This window comes from Luteimonas sp. BLCC-B24 (genome assembly GCF_028550595.1).
Classification (GTDB): Bacteria; Pseudomonadota; Gammaproteobacteria; order Xanthomonadales; family Xanthomonadaceae; genus Luteimonas.
The window spans coordinates 94,324-110,202 of record NZ_JAQQGN010000007.1 but is presented as its reverse complement, the minus strand read 5'-3'; the positions used below and the strand labels follow the sequence as shown (position 1 = coordinate 110,202).

Sequence of the window (15,879 nt, the reverse complement as noted above, 5' to 3'; positions counted from 1 at the left end):
GGGTCACTGCACGCGCCGGCGCAGGTAGTTCAGCAGATCGATCCGCGTGATCAGGCCGAGGAACGTGTCGCCATCGGTGACGATCGCGACCTGGCCGCGGTCGAACACCGGCAGCAGCGCCTCGACCGGCGATTTGACGTCGAGGAAGTCGAGCTTGCTGACCATCGCGGTCGAGACCGGATCGCGGAACCGGGCTTCGTCGCCGTAGACGTGCAGGAGCACGTCGCTCTCGTCGAGGATGCCGACGATACGGTCGCCGTCCATCACCGGCAGCTGCGAGATCTCGTAGAGCTTCATGCGCTGGTAGGCGGTGACCAGCAGGTCGGTCGGGGCCAGCACGACGGTGTCGCGGCGCGAGTAGGGGCGAAGGATCAGGTCGCGCAGGTCGCCGTGCTGCTCGCGCTCGAGGAAACCGTTGTCGAGCATCCAGTAATCGTTGTAGAGCTTGCTGAGGTACTTGTTGCCGGTGTCGCAGACGAACACCAGCACCTTCTTCGGCGTGGTCTGCTCACGGCAGTACTTCAGTGCGGCCGCCAGCAGCGTGCCGGTGGACGAGCCGCCGAGGATGCCCTCGCTCTGCAGCAGCTGGCGCGCGGCGAGGAAGCTTTCCTGATCGCTGATCGCGTAGGCCTTCTTCACCCGTGAGAAATCGGAGATGCCGGGCAGGAAATCCTCGCCGATGCCCTCGACCATCCAGCTGCCGGACTTGTCGTTGAGCACGCCGTCGTTGATGTACTCGGCGAGGATCGAGCCCACCGGATCGGCCAGCACCATTTCCACGTCCGGTGCGTGCCGGGCGAAGCAGCGCGACAGGCCGGTCATGGTGCCCGAGCTGCCGCAGCCGAAGACGATCGCGTCGAGCCCGCCCGCCTCGGCCATCTGGCGCAGGATTTCCGGGCCGGTGCCGTGTTCGTGCGCGGCCGGATTGTCCGGATTGCCGAACTGGTTGATGAAGTACGCACCGGGCGTCTCGCGCGCGATGCGCTCGGCGAGGTCCTGGTAGTAGTCGGGATGGCCCTTGGCGACATCGGAGCGGGTCAGCACGACCTCGGCGCCCATCGCCTTGAGATTGAAGATCTTCTCCCGGCTCATCTTGTCCGGCACCACGAGGATCAGCTTGTAGCCCTTCTGCTGGGCGACCAGCGCCAGACCGATGCCGGTGTTGCCGGCGGTCCCTTCCACCAGCGTGGCGCCCGGCTGGATGTCACCCCGGGCTTCCGCCGCCTCGATCATGCTCAGGCCGATGCGGTCCTTGATCGAGCCACCGGGGTTCTGGCTCTCGAGCTTGAAGTACAGCTCGCAGACGCCGGCATCCAGCCCGCGGGCCTTGACGATGGGCGTATCGGCGATGAGATCGAGAACGGACGAGGCGATCGGCATGGTGGATCCGGGTCCTGCAAGACAAACAGGCCGGGATTATCGCATCGACGGGCCGGGCGCAGGGCCGGGCCGATGAAGACACCCGCGGGCGGTGACGATCGACGAGGATGACCGCCACCGCCCGCGACTGTAGGAACTAGTGTTGCAACGCGTCGTACATCGAGGTCAGGCGGTCCTTCGCGTGAAGCTTTTCGCGCTTCATCTGCGACAGCGTGGTTTCGTCGACTGCCAGCACGCCGAGTTCGGCGTTGAGGACTTTCTTGTCCAGTTCCTTGTGCCGGTAGTAGAGCTGCCGGAACTCGACGTTCTCCTTCATGAGCTCTTCGAGTTCTGTCTGCGATTGCGCTTCGAACATGGAATCCTCCTGACGGACATGCAAACGCCCCGGCCGGTGACGGCAGGGGCGTTGCGGGGACGACAGCCAGGACCGCGCAGCGGAGGACCCGATCAGGCGGCCGCGGCGGCGTGGAACGCGGACTTCGGGCACCTGGTGGGGGATCGTCTCGGTCATCGGCCTGGCTCGTTGACCGGGTGGCGGACTGGAAACGATGCCACCCGGGAAATCGACCCTACTCCCCCGGTTTCGAGCCGGCAAGAGGCCCGGCGACAGCGGGTGATCGAGGCCGGCACGAACCGGGATTCGGCGGCGCTGACGCCCCATGAGAACCGCGCAACCATGCGGCTTGCCGCATCGGGACGACGCAAGCCCTTGATTCCATTTCGATTCAGCGGACTGACGCCGCGGCGCGTCGACGTTCAGTCTTCGAGGCTGCGCAGCAGCTCGGCTTCCCGGCGCCTGAGTTCGGCCTCGCGCTGGCGGGCGGCCCGCAGCTTGGCCGCCTCACCGCTGGCGACGCCCTGTAGCACGGTTTCGGCCTGCTGACGCGCGGCGCCCTCTTCCTCGGCCGCGAGGCGCAGGCGCGCCGCCTCCTCGGCCTGGATCTGCGCCTGGATGCGCAGGCGCTCGGCCTCCTGACGCGCACGCACCGCGTCCTGCCGGCTGGCCTCGACCAGCAGCTGGCTGCGCTGACGCTCGAGTTCGGCGAGTTCACGCCGGCTGCGCTCGGTACGGGCCGCGATCTCGGCCGTCTCGACCCGCCACTGCGCGATCTGCAGCGCCGAGGCACGCTGGTTGCTGCGCGCGGCGGCCAGCGACGCCAGCGCCTGACGCGCCTGCAGACGTTCGTACGCGGCGGCGCCCGCGGTCGACGGGTCGGCGTCGATGGCCTGCAGCCGCTGCTGCAGCGCGGCCGCATCGGCCGCCGGCTCGGACTGGGCGTGGGCTGCCGGAACGATCAGCAATGTGGCGAGCAGCAATGACAGGCGCATGGTCAGTCCTCCGCCTGCAGACGCTGCCGCAGGGTGGTGATTTCGGCACGGCGGGCGGCGAGCTCGGATTCGGTCGCGGCCTGCAGCGAACGGGCGTGGGCGAGGTCGGCCAGGGCGCTGGCCGACAGCGCGAGCGTGCGCGCCTCGGCGTCGCGGCCGCTGCCCATGGCGGCCTGCGCCTGCTCGAGCGCGCGGCGGGCCTGCACGATGTCGGTGGGCGCGTACTGGTCGGCGTCCGCATCACCGGCGCGTGCGACCGAGAGTCGCGCGGCGGCCAGCTCCTCGGTGGGCGGCGGCGCGCTCGCGCATGCGCTCAAAGTGAGCACTGCGACCAGTGTTGCGGCCTGCAGCAGCCGTCGGATGTGTGCGAAGCTTGCGTTCATCGAGGGGATGTGTCCCGGAGCGGATCCGGGTCATTGTCGTCAGCCACACCGGGCCGCGCAACGTGATCCGGGCGATCTTGGGGATTCGTACATGGATATCGGCTACTTCCTGAAGCTGATGACGGAAAAGAACGCGTCGGACATGTTCCTGAGCACCGGGGCGCCGGTGTACATCAAGGTCGAGGGGCGCCTGTATCCCTTGGGCAGCACCGGCCTGCCGCCGGGCATGGTCAAGAAGATCGCCTACTCGCTGATGGACGAGAACCAGATCCAGCAGTTCGAGCGCGACATGGAAATGAACATGGCGTACTCGCTGCAGGACGCCGGCCGCTTCCGCATCAACGTGTTCCGCCAGCGCGGCGAGACCGGCATGGTGGTGCGCGCGATCCGCAGCAGCATTCCCAGCATCGAGGAGCTGCAGCTGCCGCAGGTGCTCAAGGACATCATCATGGCCCCGCGCGGGCTGGTGCTGATCGTCGGCTCCACCGGCTCGGGCAAGTCGACCACGCTGGCTTCGATGATCGATCACCGCAACGCCAGCACGTCGGGCCACATCCTCACCATCGAGGACCCCATCGAATACCTGCATCGGCACAAGAAGTCACTGGTCAACCAGCGTGAGGTCGGCCTGGACACGCAGACCTTCCACAACGCGCTCAAGAACGCGATGCGCGAGGCGCCGGACGTCATCCTGATCGGCGAAATCCTCGACGCGACCACGATGGAAGCGGCGATCGCGTTCGCCGAGACGGGGCACATCTGCCTGGCGACACTGCACTCCAACAATGCCGACCAGACCATCGAGCGCATTCTCAACTTCTTCCCCGAAGCCGCGCACAAGAACGTACTGATGAACCTCGCGTTGAACCTGCGTGCGGTGGTGTCGCAGCGTCTGGTCCAGGGCATGGACGGCCGCCGCCTGCCGGCGACCGAGGTGCTGCTCAACACGCCGATGATCCGCGACCTGCTGCGCCGCGGACAGGTGCACGAGATCAAGCAGGCGATGGAGGAATCGCTGGAAGACGGCATGGAATCCTTCGACCAGTGCCTGTTCCGCCTGTACAAGGAAGGGCGCATCGAGCGCGAGACCGCGCTGCGCGCGGCCGATTCCCGCGATGGGCTGGACCTCAAGTTCCGGTTGTCCGAAGGCGGTCTCGGCGCGCACGACCCGTACGCCGACGTGTTCGCCGCCGGCAGTCACAGCTGATCGCATGCGGGCGGCCCGCGACGCGCGCTCAGGCCGCGTCGGGCTGCCGTTCCGGCCGCGCGGCGTCGAAGGCGGGCAGCGCGAGGCACGCGGCCTCGATCGCGCGGATCCGGGGATAGGCGTCGAGGCCGATCCCGAACCGCCGCGCGTTGTAGAGCTGCGGCACGAGCGCGCAGTCGGCGATCGTCGGCGCAGGGCCGATGCAGAAGTCGCCGGTCCGCGGCGCGCGCGTCAGCAACGCTTCGAACGCCGCCAGGCCCTCGGTGATCCAGCGTTCGAGCCACTGGTGCCGCTGCGCCTGGTCCAGCGACCAGGTGTGCTCGAGGAACTGCAGCACGCGCAGGTTGCCGAGCGGGTGGACGTCGCAGGCGACCAGCTGGGCCAGCGCGCGCGCGCGGTGCCGGGCCGCCGCATCGCCCGGCAGCAGTGACGGCTCGGGCCACACCTCGTCGAGATACTCGATGATCGCCAGCGACTGGGTCAGCACGGCCGCGCCGTGCTGCAGCGTCGGCACCAGGCGCTGCGGATTGCGCGCCGCGAACGCCGGTGTGCGCTGCTGGCCGCCGTCCTGGAGCAGATGCACCGGCACGCTCTCGAACGCCAGACCCTTGAGATGCAGCGCGATGCGCACCCGATACGCCGCGCTGGACCGCCAGTAGGTATGCAGCACCAGCGCGTCGGACACCGGGCTTACTCCGGCCGCGCCTGGCGCTCGATCACCTGCTCGATCGCGCCGAAGATGCTGCGTCCCCCGGCATCGAACATCTCGATGCGCACGGTATCGCCGAAGGCCATGAACGGTGTCTTCGGCGCGCCGTGCTCCAGCGCCTCGACCGTGCGGCGCTCGGCGAAACACGAGGCCCCCTTGGCGGTGTCCTCGTTGGCGATGGTGCCGGAGCCGACGATCGTGCCTGCGGTCAACGGACGCGTCTTCGCCGCGTGCGCGACGAGCTGGGCGAAATCGAACTGCATGTCGACACCCGCCTCCGGCGCGCCGAACCAGTCCCCGTTGACGTGCGTCAGCAGCGGCAGATGCAGCTTGTTGTCCCGCCACGCATCGCCGAGCTCGTCGGGGGTGACGAACACCGGGCTCAGCGCGGAACGCGGCTTGGACTGCAGGAAGCCGAAGCCCTTGGCGAGCTCGCCGGGAATCAGATTGCGCAGGGACACATCGTTGACCAGACCGACGAGCTGGATGTGCCCGGCGGCCTGCTCCGGCGTCACCGCCATCGGCACGTCGTCGGTGATCACCACGATCTCGGCCTCGAGGTCGATGCCGTAGTCCTCGCTGACCACCTTGACGGTATCGCGCGGCCCGAGAAACCCGGCGCTGGTGGCCTGGTACATCAGCGGATCGGTGTAGAAGCTCTCGGGCACCTCGGCGCCGCGCGCGCGGCGCACGCGGGCGACGTGCGGCAGATACGCGCTGCCGTCGACGAACTCGTAGGCGCGCGGCAGCGGCGCTGCCAGCTTGGCGACGTCGAGATCGAACACGCCGTCGGCATCGCCGGCGTCGAGCGATTCGGCGAGGGCATTGAGGCGCGGCGCGGCGTTCGACCAGTCGTCGAGCGCCTGCTGCAGCGTCGAGGCGATGCCGGTCGCGCGCACCGCGCGCGTCAGGTCGCGCGAGACGACGATCAGGCTGCCGTCGCGACCGCCTTCTTTCAGGGAACCCAGCTTCATCGGCAACTCCGTTGGCGTCTGCTATTTCGTTGCGATTGTAACCAACGCGCCGGATGCAGGCATCCGCGCGCCGCGCGCCTCAGTCCTCGCCCTGGAACGCGCCGCTGCGATACGTCAGCACCAGGGTGTCGCGATGCCCCGCCGCGGCCTCGGGCTGGATCGGCGTGGATTCGTGGATCACCCGCGCATCGTCGAGCAGCAGTGCCGACCAGGGCTCGGTGAGCGTGAAGCGCTGGCCACGGGGGCCGTCGGCTTCGAACACCCGGGTCTCGCCGCCCTTGATGCCGTGACGGCCGACCAGCAGCACGGCGACGAAATCCACGCCGTCGCGATGCGCGCCTTCGGGCGTCGGACGCCCGATTCCGTCGGTGGTGTCGATACGGAACTGGTGCGCTTCGATATGCCAGGGCATGCGGGCATGCACCTGCGCGAACCGGGCGCCGAGGCCGGTCAACAGGCGCGCCCACGCCGGCGCCGCGACGACCTCGGGCACGACAGGTTCGAACCAGCGATGCATGCCGCCATGCAGGGCGTTGTAATCCTCGGACTGCCAGTGCGCGCGATGGGGCGCGGCGCGCAGCGCATCCGACTCCTGCACGAAGCAGGCGTGACGCCGTCGGCGGTAGCGGCCCCCGTCCTTCAGATACCCGTCTTCGGGCAGGTCGTCCCAGCTCGGACGCAGGGCATCGAGCGCATCGATCGCGACGTCACAGACGGCCGCGACGTCGCGCGCAGCGAGCACGACGTACCCGTTGGCACGCAGATCGGGGACCAGCGTCGAAGCGGAGGAGTACGGTGGGGAGTAGGCGTTCATCGACGCATTCTAGAGTGCGCCGCGCGCACTGACTGCGGCGTCCGACGCACCGTCAACGAGCGGCAATCCCCGGACACGAAAAAGCCCGCCTGGCGGCGGGCTTCTCGATGTAGATGGCAGCCCCGGAAGGATTCGAACCTCCGAATGCCTGAGTCAGAGTCAGGTGCCTTACCGCTTGGCGACGGGGCTATGGTGCATATTCTAACGCCGAAACCGCAATTCTCCGCAAGCGTCGGCGCCAGCGATGCCATGCGCGACGCATGGCATCGGGACGCGAATCAGCGCTTCGAGAACTGCGTGGCGCGACGTGCCTTGTGCAGGCCGACCTTCTTGCGCTCGACTTCGCGGGCGTCACGGGTCATGAAGCCCGCCTTGCGCAGCTCGGTCTTGAGGGTTTCGTCGTACTCGACCAGCGCGCGGGCGATGCCCAGGCGGATCGCACCGGCCTGGCCGGTGGTGCCACCGCCGCTGGCGGTGACGACGACGTCGAAGGTCTCGGTGTTCTGGGTGAGCTCGAGCGGCTGGCGCACGATCATGCGCGCGGTCTCGCGGCCGAAGAACTCGTCCAGCGGACGGTCGTTGACGGTGATCTTGCCGCTGCCCTTGCGCAGGAACACGCGGGCGACGGAGGACTTGCGACGGCCGGTGCCGTAATTCTGGGTGATTGCCATGACTTAGAGTTCCAGGGGCTGCGGCTGCTGGGCGGCGTGCGGGTGCTCGGCACCCTTGTAGACCTTGAGCTTGCGGTACATGGCGCGGCCGAGCGTGTTCTTCGGCAGCATGCCCTTGACGGCGATCTCGATCACGCGCTCCGGGTGGCGCTCCAGCGCCTGGCCCAGGCTCTCGGTCTTGAGGTTGCCGATGTAGCCCGTGAAACGGTGATAGAGCTTGTCGGTCAGCTTCTTGCCGGTCACGGCGATCTTTTCGGCGTTGACCACGATGATGTAGTCGCCGGTATCGACGTGCGGGGTGTAGACGGGCTTGTGCTTGCCGCGCAGACGGTGGGCGATTTCCGCGCTCAGGCGGCCCAGGGTCTTGCCGGTAGCGTCGACGAGGTACCAGTCACGCTGGACGGTCTCGTTCTTGGCAACAAAGGTCTTCATGGAAATACTCGATGGGTGACTGGTCGGGCTGATTGCGCCGTTGCCGGCGGAACTTCGCCTCGCGTTGTAGAGCGTGCAGCACAGAAGCGGAATGATAGCCCGCCGGCGCGGCACCGCGCAAGCCAGGGCGCGGATGCGCCGGCCGTGCTGGCACGTGCACGTCCCAGCACCGAGAATGATACGCCACGCGGCACCCGCCCCGAACCGCAGGATTCCGAGCCGATGGCCCTACTCCGCTCCCGCAACAGCCCCCTCGACCAGCTGCTGATCGAGACCCAGCGTGCGCTCGACACCGTGTTCGGCAACCCGCCCGCCGCGCGCCCCAATCCCGCCGCCGACACCCCGGACGTGATCCCGGACGATGCCGAGCGCCGCCACGCCGCCGGCCTGATGCGCATCAACCACGTCGGCGAGGTCTGCGCCCAGGGCCTGTATTTCGGCCAGGCCGCGGTGGCGCGCGAGGACACCACCCGCGCCCACCTGCTCGAGGCCGCGCAGGAGGAAACCGATCATCTGGCCTGGTGCGCCGAGCGTCTGAAGGAGCTCGACAGCCGGCCCAGCATGTTCAACCCGCTGTGGTACGGCGGCAGCTACGCGCTCGGCGTACTGGCCGGCCTGCGCGGCGACGGCTGGAACCTCGGCTTCGTGGTCGAGACCGAACGCCAGGTCGAGGCGCATCTGGACGAACACCTCGACACCCTGCCGCCCGCCGACCAGCGCAGCCGCGACATCCTGCGGCAGATGAAGGAAGACGAGGCGCGCCACGCCGACCATGCCGAGCAGGCCGGCGCACGCGTGCTGCCGTGGCCGATCCCGTCACTGATGGCGGCCGCTTCGAACGTGATGAAGACGGTCGCGTACAGGCTGTAGGTGGGCGGCGGTGATTGGTGATCGGTAATTCGTGATTCGACGAAGCAGTGCCTCGCCGCCCGGAACAGTGACGCCGCCAAACGAGAACGGCCCCGCATCGCGCGGGGCCGTTCTCGTTGCATGACCCGCCATTGCGAATCACCAATCACCAATGACGGTGTCCCGGTCAATCGACGAGATTGCGGCCGTGATACAGCTCTTCGATCTCGCGCTTGAGCCGGGCCTCGATCTTCATGCGCTCCTTGAACGACAGGTTGCGCGCCTTTTCCTCGAACAGGTACTGGTCGAGGTCGAACTCCTTGAGATGCATCTTCGTGTGGAAGATGTTCTCCTGGTAGACGTTGACGTCGAGCGCGTCGTAGCGCGACTTGATGTTCTTGGCCAGGTAGTCCTGGATCGAATTGATCTTGTGGTCGATGTAGTGCTTCTTGCCCTTCACGTCGCGGGTGAAGCCGCGCACGCGGTAGTCCATCGTCACGATGTCCGACTCGAGGCTCTCGATTAGGTAGTTCAGCGCCTTCAGCGGCGAGATCACGCCGCAGGTCGCCACGTCGATGTCGGCGCGGAACGTCGCGATGCCGTTGTCCGGATGGGTTTCCGGATAGGTGTGCACCGTGATGTGCGACTTGTCGAGGTGCGCGACCACCGCGTCGGAGATCACGCCCTTGGCCTGGGCCTTGTCGATCACCGGCTCCTCGGAAATGAGGATGGTCACCGACGCGCCCTGCGGCTCGTAGTCCTGACGCGCGACGTTGAGGATGTTGGCACCGATGATCTCGGCCACGTCCGTGAGAATCTGCGTCAGCCGGTCGGCGTTGTAGACCTCGTCGATGTAGGCGATGTAACGCTGGCGCTCGTCTTCGGATGCCGCGTAGCAGACATCGTAGATGTTGAACGACAGGGCCTTGGTCAGGTTGTTGAAACCCTGGAGCTTCAGGCGCGGGAGCGGTTTGACCACAGCGGTCGACCCTCGGGGGTTGGGCAAACCGGGATTATGCGGCAAAGCGGCCGTCGCCCGCGACCTTGCCGCCGTCACGGTTTGCCCCCGCGGCGCGGACGGCCTACTCTTCGGCATTCCCTGTTCCGATGGCCCCATGATCCAGACGCCCGTGGCCCTGATCAGCTCTCCACGATCGCCGCACCCGATGGCTCCATCGGCTGCCGCCATCGAACGCTTCCTCGCACACTGCCATCGCCGCCGCTACCCGCCGCGCAGCGAGGTCTTTCGCCCTGGCGATCCGGCCGGCACGCTCTATTTCGTGGTCAGCGGCTCGGTCAGCATCATCACCGAGGAAGACGACGGTCGCGAACTGATCCTCGGCTATTTCGGGCCGGGCGAGATGGTGGGCGAGATGGGGCTGTTCATCGAGTCCGACGTGCGCGAGGTGATCCTGCGCACGCGCACCCAGTGCGAGCTGGCCGAGATCAGCTACGAACGGCTGTACCAGCTGTTCGAAAACACGCTGGCCAACGATGCGACCTCGATCATGTACGCGATCGGCGCGCAGCTCTCGCGGCGCCTGCTCGACACCAGCCGCAAGGCCGGACGCCTGGCCTTTCTCGACGTGACCGACCGCATCATCCGCACGCTGCACGACCTGACCCGTGAGCCCGAGGCGATGAGCCACCCGCAGGGTACCCAGCTGCGGATCTCGCGCCAGGAGCTCGCGCGTCTCGTCGGTTGCTCGCGCGAGATGGCCGGGCGGGTACTGAAGAAACTGCAGGCCGACGGCAAGCTGACCGCGCGCGGCAAGACCGTCGTGCTGTTCGGCACGCGCTGAACCCGGCGCGGACATGAAGCCCGGCCACTTCGCACCGCGTGGGGATCTTCCGGACGCGGATCTGCGCAGCGCGTCGGTCATCGATGCCGACGACGTGGCCGCCCTGCTGTCGGAGCTGGGCTATCCCTGCAGCATGGCGGATGCGCGCGAGCGCATCCGCGCCATCACCGCGAACGACCGCCAGGCGCTGGTGCTCGCACGCAGCGGCGGCCGCGTCTGCGGCCTGATCGCCCTGGACTTCATGTATTACCTGCCGCTGGGTACGACCACCTGCCGCATCACCGCCCTGGTGGTGACGAGCGCGGCCCAGGGCCACGGCCTGGGCCGTCAGCTGCTCAAGGAAGCCGAGCGCCGTGCGCGGTTCGGCGGCGCTGCGCGGCTGGAGCTGTCGAGCGGCTCGCAGCGGGCCGACGCCCATGCGTTCTACAAGGCCTGCGGGTTCTCGGACGGCACGCTGCGCTTCATCAAGCGTCTCGGCGACGCCTGAGCCTGGCGCGGGCCGCGCGGCCCGTCCCTGCCGGTCGTTCCGACACCCCGGCGCCGGTCCTGCCGCCCGATCATCACGTGCCCGCGGCGCGCCGACGGATAGCGCTACGCTTCACCCGCATTCCCCAGGCGCATTGCGATGGATCTCGGCGACCAATTCCTGTTCTTCGTGATGGTCGGTCTGGCCGCGCAGCTGATCGACGGCGCGCTCGGCATGGCCTTCGGCCTCGTCTCGTCGTCGGTGCTGCTGAGCATGGGCGTGCCGCCGGCGGCGGTCAGCGCCAGCGTGCACACCGCCGAAGTGTTCACCACCGGCGCCTCGGGGGTGTCGCATCTGGTGATGCGCAACGTGGACCGCCGCCTGTTCCTGCGCCTGGCGGTCCCCGGCGTGGTTGGCGGCGTCATCGGGGCCTATGTGCTGACGCGCCTGCCGGGCGACGTGGTCCGCCCCTTCATCTACGCCTATCTGCTGGTGCTCTCGGCGCTGATCCTGCTGCGGGCGGCCGGCCGCCTCGTGCCCAGGCGCGAGGTCCAGCGCGTGCCGGTGCTGGGCTTCTTCGCCGGCCTGCTCGATGCCACCGGCGGGGGCGGCTGGGGGCCGGTGGCCACGTCGACGCTGCTGGCCCGCGGCGGCGCGGCGCGCACCACCATCGGTACCGTCAATGCGGCCGAGTTCCTGGTCACGCTGGCGATCTCGGTGACGTTCTTCCTGACCATGGGCCTGCAGCACCTGGAGGTGATCCTCGGGCTGCTGGTCGGCGGCATGATCGCCGCCCCGCTCGCCGCGCTGTTCGTGCGCCACGTGCGCGAGCGCTGGGTGCTCCTCGCCGTCGGCCTGCTGGTGATGGCGATCAGCCTCTACCAGATCGGCCGCTCAGTGCTGCTCGGCTGAGCCCGTCGCGGGCGCGCCTCCGCGGTCGGCGCAGCCCCAGTTGAGGATCGGCGTACCGGCCGGGAGGATCCGCCGGAACATCGCGATGCTGCCGTGTTTGGGGTTCACCACCACCGGCGCCTTGGCCGCCTTGAGCAGGGGCACGTCGGCCGAGGAATCGGAGTAGGCGATGTCGATGTCGCCGTAGCCCTGCTCGCGCAGCATGCGCATCTTCTCTTCGGCGTGGCAGTGCCGCTTCGCGCCGACGCCGCCGAACTTCGGACCGACCAGGGTGCCGATGACCGGCACCGCTTCGTGCGCGACGAAGGCCAGGATCGCGCGCGCCAGCTCCGGGGGCGCGCCGGTGGCGATGACGACACGGTCGCCGGCCTCGCGATGGACGTGCAGCACCTCCAGCGCCACCGGCAGCAGGCGCGGCCGGATCGCGTCGGCGTGCAGCGCCACGTAGCGGTCGATCAGGGCATCCAGCGAGCCACGGCTGTGCAGCCCGATCGTCCCGATCCAGACATAGGCCGAGATGCCGCGGCGGCGCGTGGGCAGGAACGCGATCATCGGCCCGCACACCGGGGTGACCAGCACGGCCAGGGCCCGGCGCCACCAGCTGCGCTTGATCAGCCAGGCGAACAGATGGGTACCCGAGTCGCCGTCGTAGAGCGTGTGGTCGAAATCGAACACCACGGTCTTCGCCTCGACCCCGGGCGCGTTGCGCAGCAGGCTGGCCACCACCGGCGCGCCGTCGTCGGCAGCCGGCGCCGGCACTGCATCGGGTACCGGCGCGGTGGCCGCGGCAATGGCGATCGACGACAGATCGGGCGACACGGCACCGGACGCGGATGCGGGCGCGGCCACGGCCTCGGACGCACCGGGCACGGCGAACAGCCGGCGCAGCGCCGCGCCGGGATCGGGCTCGCGCATGAAGGCCTCGCCCACGAGGAACGCCTCCACGCCCGCGCTGCGCATGCGCGCGACATCGTCGGCGCTGTGGATGCCGCTCTCGGTCACCAGGCGGCGGTCGCGCGGCACTGCGGACTGCAAGGCCAGCGTGGTGTCGAGCGAGACCTCGAAGGAGCGCAGGCTGCGATTGTTGATGCCGAGCAGCGGCGCAGGCACCTGCAACGCGCGCTCGAGCTCGTCGATGTCGTGCACCTCGACCAGCACATCCATGTTCAGCCGCATCGCCTGCTCGGCGAGTTCGACCAGCTGGCGGTCGTCGAGTGCAGCGACGATCAGCAGGATGCAGTCCGCCCCCAGCGCGCGCGCCTCGACCACCTGCCACGGATCGATGGTGAAGTCCTTGCGCAGCACCGGCAGCGCGCACGCGCCGCGCGCCTGCTGCAGATACGCGTCCGCGCCCTGGAAGAAATCGATGTCGGTCAGCACCGACAGACAGGCCGCGCCGCCGGCCTCGTAGCTGCGCGCGATGTCGGCGGGCTGGAAGTCCGCGCGGATCACGCCCTTGGACGGACTGGCCTTCTTGACCTCGGCGATCACCGCCGCGTCGCCGGCCGCGATCTTCGCCTCGATCGCGCGCGCGAACCCGCGCACCGGAGGCGCATCGGCGGCGCGGGCGACGAGGTCGGCGAATGGCAGCGCCGCGCGCCGGGCGGCGACTTCTTCGTGTTTGCGCGCCAGGATGCGCTGCAGGACGTCGTTCAAGATCGGCACCATGGGCCGGCAGCCGGTGCCGGTCGAAAAAGGCCGCTCACGATACCGCAGCCGGCCGGCGGCCGGCGCGCCGGATCACGCCATCGCCGGCTCGGACTCGCTGTGTTGCGCGTCCGCATCCCAGCTGTAGGACCGCTCCACCCGAGCGATCTGCAGCATGTAGCCCGTGTACCAGGCGCGCCGCCCGGTCTCACGCACCACGCCGTGCTCGTCCTGCGCACGCCAGGCGCGGATCGCGTCCTCGTCGACCCAGTAGCTCAGGGTGATGCCCGCGCCGTCCTCGCCGCGCGCCGACTGCATGCCGAGAAAGCCCGGCTGCAGGCGCGCGAGTTCGAACATGCGCTCGCTGGCGTGCTGGTAACCCGCATCGTCGTGCGCATTGCGGACGGACCGGAAGATGGCCACGTAGTAGGGCGGACGAGGCAGAACCGGGAACGGCATACAGCGTGGCGGCATGGCAGCGACGACGCGCCACGATGCCCGCCGCGCTGCAGCATTTCCACTGTTCATCTACCGAACTGCGACCGCGTTCGCGCTCTGGTACGGCCTCAGCCGGCGGTGGTCGCGTGGACGAAGGCCTCGAGGCGCGCCCGCGCCGCGCCACTGGCGATCACCTCGCGCGCGCGCCGCACGCCGTCGTGGATGGACGCCGACACGCCGGCCACGTACAGCGCCGCTCCGGCATTGAGGCAGACGATGTCCTGGGCCAGGCCGGGCGTGCCGTCGAGGGCCTCGAGCAGGAGCCGGCGCGACTGCGCGGCGTCCTCGACACGGAGGTTGCGGCTGGCCGCCATCGCGATGCCGTAGTCCTCGGGATGGATCTCGTACTCGCGTACGTCCCCATCGCGCAGCTCGCCGACCAGGGTTCCGGCGCCGAGCGAGATCTCGTCCATGCCGTCGCGCCCCCAGACCACGAGCGCACGCTGCGCACCGAGCTCGCGCAGCACCCGGACCTGGATGCCGACGAGGTCGGGGTGGAACACGCCCATCAGGATGTTCGGTGCGCCGGCAGGATTGGTCAGCGGCCCGAGGATGTTGAAGATCGTGCGCACGCCCATCTCGCGGCGCACCGGCGCGACCGCCTGCATCGCCGGATGATGCACCGGTGCGAACATGAAGCCGATGCCGGTCGCCGTGATGCAGCGCGCGACGGCGTCCGGCTGCAGGTCGATCCGCGCGCCGAGCGCTTCGAGCACGTCCGCGCTGCCGGATTTGGACGACACGCTGCGGTTGCCGTGCTTGGCCACCTTGGCCCCGGCTGCGGCCACGACGAACATGCTCGCCGTCGAGATATTGAAGGTGTGTGCACCGTCCCCCCCGGTGCCGACGATGTCGACCAGGTGCGTGCGGTCCGCATCGGCGACCGGCACAGGCAGCGCGAACTCGCGCATCACCTGGGCCGCGCCGGCGATCTCGTCGACGGTTTCCTTCTTGACCCGCAGGCCGGACAGGATGGCGGCGGTCATCAGCGGCGAGACGTCGCCACGCATGATCTGGCGCATCAGCTCGACCATCTCGTCGCGGAAGATCTCGCGATGTTCGATGGTGCGTTGCAGGGCTTCGTGCGGGGTGATGGGCATGGGGGCTCGTGATTCGTGATTCGTGATTCGTGATTCGTGATTCGTGAAAAGCGTGGCGCCTTCCTGCCGCTCACGCTGCCGGAGGGCTCAGCTGTCCAGAAAGTTCTTCAGCAGCGCATGGCCGTGCTCGGTCAGGATCGACTCGGGATGGAACTGCACGCCTTCGACCGGATGGCTGCGATGCCGCAGGCCCATAATCTCCTCGATGGAGCCGTCCTCGTTCTCGGTCCACGCGGTCACTTCGAGGCAGTCCGGGAGCGACGCGCGTTCGACCACTAGCGAGTGGTAGCGCGTCGCCTCGTACCCGTCCGGCAGGCCGGCGAACACGCCGCGGCCCGCGTGACGGATCGCCGAGGTCTTGCCGTGCATGATCCGCTGCGCGCGGATCACCTTGCCGCCGTAGGCCTGGCCGATGCCCTGGTGCCCGAGGCAGACGCCGAGGATCGGCGTCGTCGCGCCGAGGCGTTCGATGACGTCGAGCGACACGCCGGCCTCGTTCGGCGTGCACGGCCCCGGCGAAATCACGATGCGCTCGGGGGCGAGCTTCTCGATCTGCTCGACCGTCAGCGCGTCGTTGCGCTCCACCCGCACCTCGGCGCCCAGCGCCTGCAGGTACTGCACGAGGTTCCAGGTGAAGCTGTCGTAGTTGTCGAGCATCAACAGCATGGGTCAATCCGCGAGCAGAAAAAGGGATGAGGGGCAGAGG

General features: G+C 68.6%; 19 protein-coding genes, 1 tRNA gene and 1 pseudogene. 5 read left to right on the top strand and 16 right to left on the bottom strand.

Translation table 11 applies throughout. The features are described from left to right. Window positions 1–3: 3 nt before the first annotated feature. From PQS31_RS14045 to PQS31_RS14030, 4 genes are all read right to left on the bottom strand, one after another. On the bottom strand, window positions 4–1,380 hold the full coding sequence (locus PQS31_RS14045) for a pyridoxal-phosphate dependent enzyme (protein ID WP_272763357.1): 1,377 nt from the start codon (window positions 1,378–1,380) through the stop codon (window positions 4–6). Window positions 1,381–1,516: 136 nt separating this feature from the next. Beyond that, entirely contained in the window at window positions 1,517–1,735 is a 219-nt protein-coding gene (locus PQS31_RS14040; RefSeq protein WP_096209859.1) for a YdcH family protein, read from the bottom strand. Window positions 1,736–2,136: 401 nt separating this feature from the next. After that, entirely contained in the window at window positions 2,137–2,709 is a 573-nt protein-coding gene (locus PQS31_RS14035; RefSeq protein WP_272763356.1) for a hypothetical protein, read from the bottom strand. A gap of 2 nt (window positions 2,710–2,711) precedes the next feature. Continuing rightward, window positions 2,712–3,092 (bottom strand): DUF4398 domain-containing protein, encoded by a 381-nt coding sequence (locus PQS31_RS14030; RefSeq protein ID WP_272763355.1) that lies wholly within the window; start codon window positions 3,090–3,092, stop codon window positions 2,712–2,714. 91 nt (window positions 3,093–3,183) lie between these two features. Here PQS31_RS14030 and PQS31_RS14025 point away from each other — a divergent pair, with 91 nt between their 5' ends. Next, window positions 3,184–4,299 (top strand): PilT/PilU family type 4a pilus ATPase, encoded by a 1,116-nt coding sequence (locus tag PQS31_RS14025; protein ID WP_272763354.1) that lies wholly within the window; start codon window positions 3,184–3,186, stop codon window positions 4,297–4,299. Between the two features lie 28 nt (window positions 4,300–4,327). Here the strand turns inward: PQS31_RS14025 and maiA are convergent, their stop codons facing one another. The 6 genes from maiA to rplM all read right to left on the bottom strand — a co-directional run bounded on the left by maiA (window position 4,328) and on the right by rplM (window position 7,899). Further along, complete coding sequence (gene maiA / locus PQS31_RS14020; protein ID WP_272763353.1) at window positions 4,328–4,984, bottom strand: maleylacetoacetate isomerase; 657 nt, start codon at window positions 4,982–4,984, stop codon at window positions 4,328–4,330. A 5-nt stretch (window positions 4,985–4,989) separates the two neighbouring features. Next, window positions 4,990–5,982: a fumarylacetoacetate hydrolase family protein gene (locus PQS31_RS14015; RefSeq protein ID WP_272763352.1), complete on the bottom strand. Its 993-nt coding sequence runs from the start codon at window positions 5,980–5,982 to the stop codon at window positions 4,990–4,992. 79 nt (window positions 5,983–6,061) lie between these two features. Further along, window positions 6,062–6,796, bottom strand: coding sequence for a 2OG-Fe dioxygenase family protein (locus tag PQS31_RS14010; RefSeq protein WP_272763351.1), 735 nt, complete (start codon window positions 6,794–6,796; stop codon window positions 6,062–6,064). Window positions 6,797–6,910: 114 nt separating this feature from the next. Further along, a tRNA-Gln gene (locus PQS31_RS14005) sits at window positions 6,911–6,985 on the bottom strand. Window positions 6,986–7,074: 89 nt separating this feature from the next. Further along, complete coding sequence (gene rpsI / locus PQS31_RS14000; RefSeq protein ID WP_272763350.1) at window positions 7,075–7,467, bottom strand: 30S ribosomal protein S9; 393 nt, start codon at window positions 7,465–7,467, stop codon at window positions 7,075–7,077. Window positions 7,468–7,470: 3 nt separating this feature from the next. Beyond that, window positions 7,471–7,899, bottom strand: a complete 429-nt coding sequence (rplM, locus tag PQS31_RS13995) for a 50S ribosomal protein L13 (protein ID WP_096209866.1) — start codon at window positions 7,897–7,899, stop codon at window positions 7,471–7,473. Between the two features lie 222 nt (window positions 7,900–8,121). On the opposite strand from rplM, the gene coq7 reads away from it, so the two are divergent. Then, window positions 8,122–8,769 carry a 2-polyprenyl-3-methyl-6-methoxy-1,4-benzoquinone monooxygenase gene (gene coq7, locus PQS31_RS13990; protein WP_272763349.1) on the top strand — a complete coding sequence of 216 codons (648 nt, stop codon included), beginning with the start codon at window positions 8,122–8,124 and terminating at the stop codon, window positions 8,767–8,769. A 166-nt stretch (window positions 8,770–8,935) separates the two neighbouring features. Here coq7 and speD read toward each other — a convergent pair whose 3' ends face one another. Beyond that, entirely contained in the window at window positions 8,936–9,727 is a 792-nt protein-coding gene (gene speD / locus PQS31_RS13985; protein ID WP_272763348.1) for an adenosylmethionine decarboxylase, read from the bottom strand. 187 nt (window positions 9,728–9,914) lie between these two features. Here speD and crp point away from each other — a divergent pair, with 187 nt between their 5' ends. The 3 genes from crp to PQS31_RS13970 all read left to right on the top strand — a co-directional run bounded on the left by crp (window position 9,915) and on the right by PQS31_RS13970 (window position 11,928). Continuing rightward, window positions 9,915–10,550 (top strand): cAMP-activated global transcriptional regulator CRP, encoded by a 636-nt coding sequence (gene crp / locus PQS31_RS13980; protein ID WP_272763347.1) that lies wholly within the window; start codon window positions 9,915–9,917, stop codon window positions 10,548–10,550. Window positions 10,551–10,563: 13 nt separating this feature from the next. Then, window positions 10,564–11,037 carry a GNAT family N-acetyltransferase gene (locus tag PQS31_RS13975; RefSeq protein WP_272763346.1) on the top strand — a complete coding sequence of 158 codons (474 nt, stop codon included), beginning with the start codon at window positions 10,564–10,566 and terminating at the stop codon, window positions 11,035–11,037. A gap of 138 nt (window positions 11,038–11,175) precedes the next feature. Continuing rightward, window positions 11,176–11,928 (top strand): sulfite exporter TauE/SafE family protein, encoded by a 753-nt coding sequence (locus tag PQS31_RS13970; RefSeq protein WP_272763344.1) that lies wholly within the window; start codon window positions 11,176–11,178, stop codon window positions 11,926–11,928. On the opposite strand, the gene PQS31_RS13965 is transcribed toward PQS31_RS13970, so the two are convergent. The 5 genes and pseudogenes from PQS31_RS13965 to PQS31_RS13945 form a co-directional block, all read right to left on the bottom strand. Then, a complete protein-coding gene (locus PQS31_RS13965) occupies window positions 11,911–12,642 on the bottom strand; it encodes an HAD-IB family phosphatase (RefSeq protein ID WP_272763430.1) in 732 nt (243 codons plus the stop codon). The genes PQS31_RS13970 and PQS31_RS13965 overlap by 18 nt on opposite strands. A 159-nt stretch (window positions 12,643–12,801) precedes the next feature. Continuing rightward, window positions 12,802–13,584 (bottom strand): annotated as a pseudogene (gene trpC / locus PQS31_RS13960) (indole-3-glycerol phosphate synthase TrpC); the annotation flags it as partial. Between the two features lie 84 nt (window positions 13,585–13,668). After that, complete coding sequence (locus PQS31_RS13955; protein WP_272763343.1) at window positions 13,669–14,034, bottom strand: antibiotic biosynthesis monooxygenase; 366 nt, start codon at window positions 14,032–14,034, stop codon at window positions 13,669–13,671. A gap of 107 nt (window positions 14,035–14,141) precedes the next feature. Next, complete coding sequence (gene trpD, locus PQS31_RS13950; protein ID WP_272763342.1) at window positions 14,142–15,173, bottom strand: anthranilate phosphoribosyltransferase; 1,032 nt, start codon at window positions 15,171–15,173, stop codon at window positions 14,142–14,144. 87 nt (window positions 15,174–15,260) lie between these two features. Beyond that, window positions 15,261–15,839, bottom strand: coding sequence for an aminodeoxychorismate/anthranilate synthase component II (locus tag PQS31_RS13945; protein ID WP_272763341.1), 579 nt, complete (start codon window positions 15,837–15,839; stop codon window positions 15,261–15,263). Window positions 15,840–15,879 lie beyond the last annotated feature (40 nt).

Bases quoted from the DNA above. Each gene is read 5' to 3' on its own strand.
- PQS31_RS14045 (WP_272763357.1), bottom strand. From the start codon at position 1,380: ATGCCGATCGCCTCGTCCGTTCTCGATCTCATCGCCGATACGCCCATC.
- PQS31_RS14040 (WP_096209859.1), bottom strand. From the start codon at position 1,735: ATGTTCGAAGCGCAATCGCAGACAGAACTCGAAGAGCTCATGAAGGAG.
- PQS31_RS14035 (WP_272763356.1), bottom strand. From the start codon at position 2,709: ATGCGCCTGTCATTGCTGCTCGCCACATTGCTGATCGTTCCGGCAGCC.
- PQS31_RS14030 (WP_272763355.1), bottom strand. From the start codon at position 3,092: ATGAACGCAAGCTTCGCACACATCCGACGGCTGCTGCAGGCCGCAACA.
- PQS31_RS14025 (WP_272763354.1), top strand. From the start codon at position 3,184: ATGGATATCGGCTACTTCCTGAAGCTGATGACGGAAAAGAACGCGTCG.
- PQS31_RS14015 (WP_272763352.1), bottom strand. From the start codon at position 5,982: ATGAAGCTGGGTTCCCTGAAAGAAGGCGGTCGCGACGGCAGCCTGATC.
- PQS31_RS14010 (WP_272763351.1), bottom strand. From the start codon at position 6,796: ATGAACGCCTACTCCCCACCGTACTCCTCCGCTTCGACGCTGGTCCCC.
- rpsI (WP_272763350.1), bottom strand. From the start codon at position 7,467: ATGGCAATCACCCAGAATTACGGCACCGGCCGTCGCAAGTCCTCCGTC.
- rplM (WP_096209866.1), bottom strand. From the start codon at position 7,899: ATGAAGACCTTTGTTGCCAAGAACGAGACCGTCCAGCGTGACTGGTAC.
- coq7 (WP_272763349.1), top strand. From the start codon at position 8,122: ATGGCCCTACTCCGCTCCCGCAACAGCCCCCTCGACCAGCTGCTGATC.
- crp (WP_272763347.1), top strand. From the start codon at position 9,915: ATGGCTCCATCGGCTGCCGCCATCGAACGCTTCCTCGCACACTGCCAT.
- PQS31_RS13975 (WP_272763346.1), top strand. From the start codon at position 10,564: ATGAAGCCCGGCCACTTCGCACCGCGTGGGGATCTTCCGGACGCGGAT.
- PQS31_RS13970 (WP_272763344.1), top strand. From the start codon at position 11,176: ATGGATCTCGGCGACCAATTCCTGTTCTTCGTGATGGTCGGTCTGGCC.
- PQS31_RS13955 (WP_272763343.1), bottom strand. From the start codon at position 14,034: ATGCCGTTCCCGGTTCTGCCTCGTCCGCCCTACTACGTGGCCATCTTC.
- trpD (WP_272763342.1), bottom strand. From the start codon at position 15,173: ATGCCCATCACCCCGCACGAAGCCCTGCAACGCACCATCGAACATCGC.
- PQS31_RS13945 (WP_272763341.1), bottom strand. From the start codon at position 15,839: ATGCTGTTGATGCTCGACAACTACGACAGCTTCACCTGGAACCTCGTG.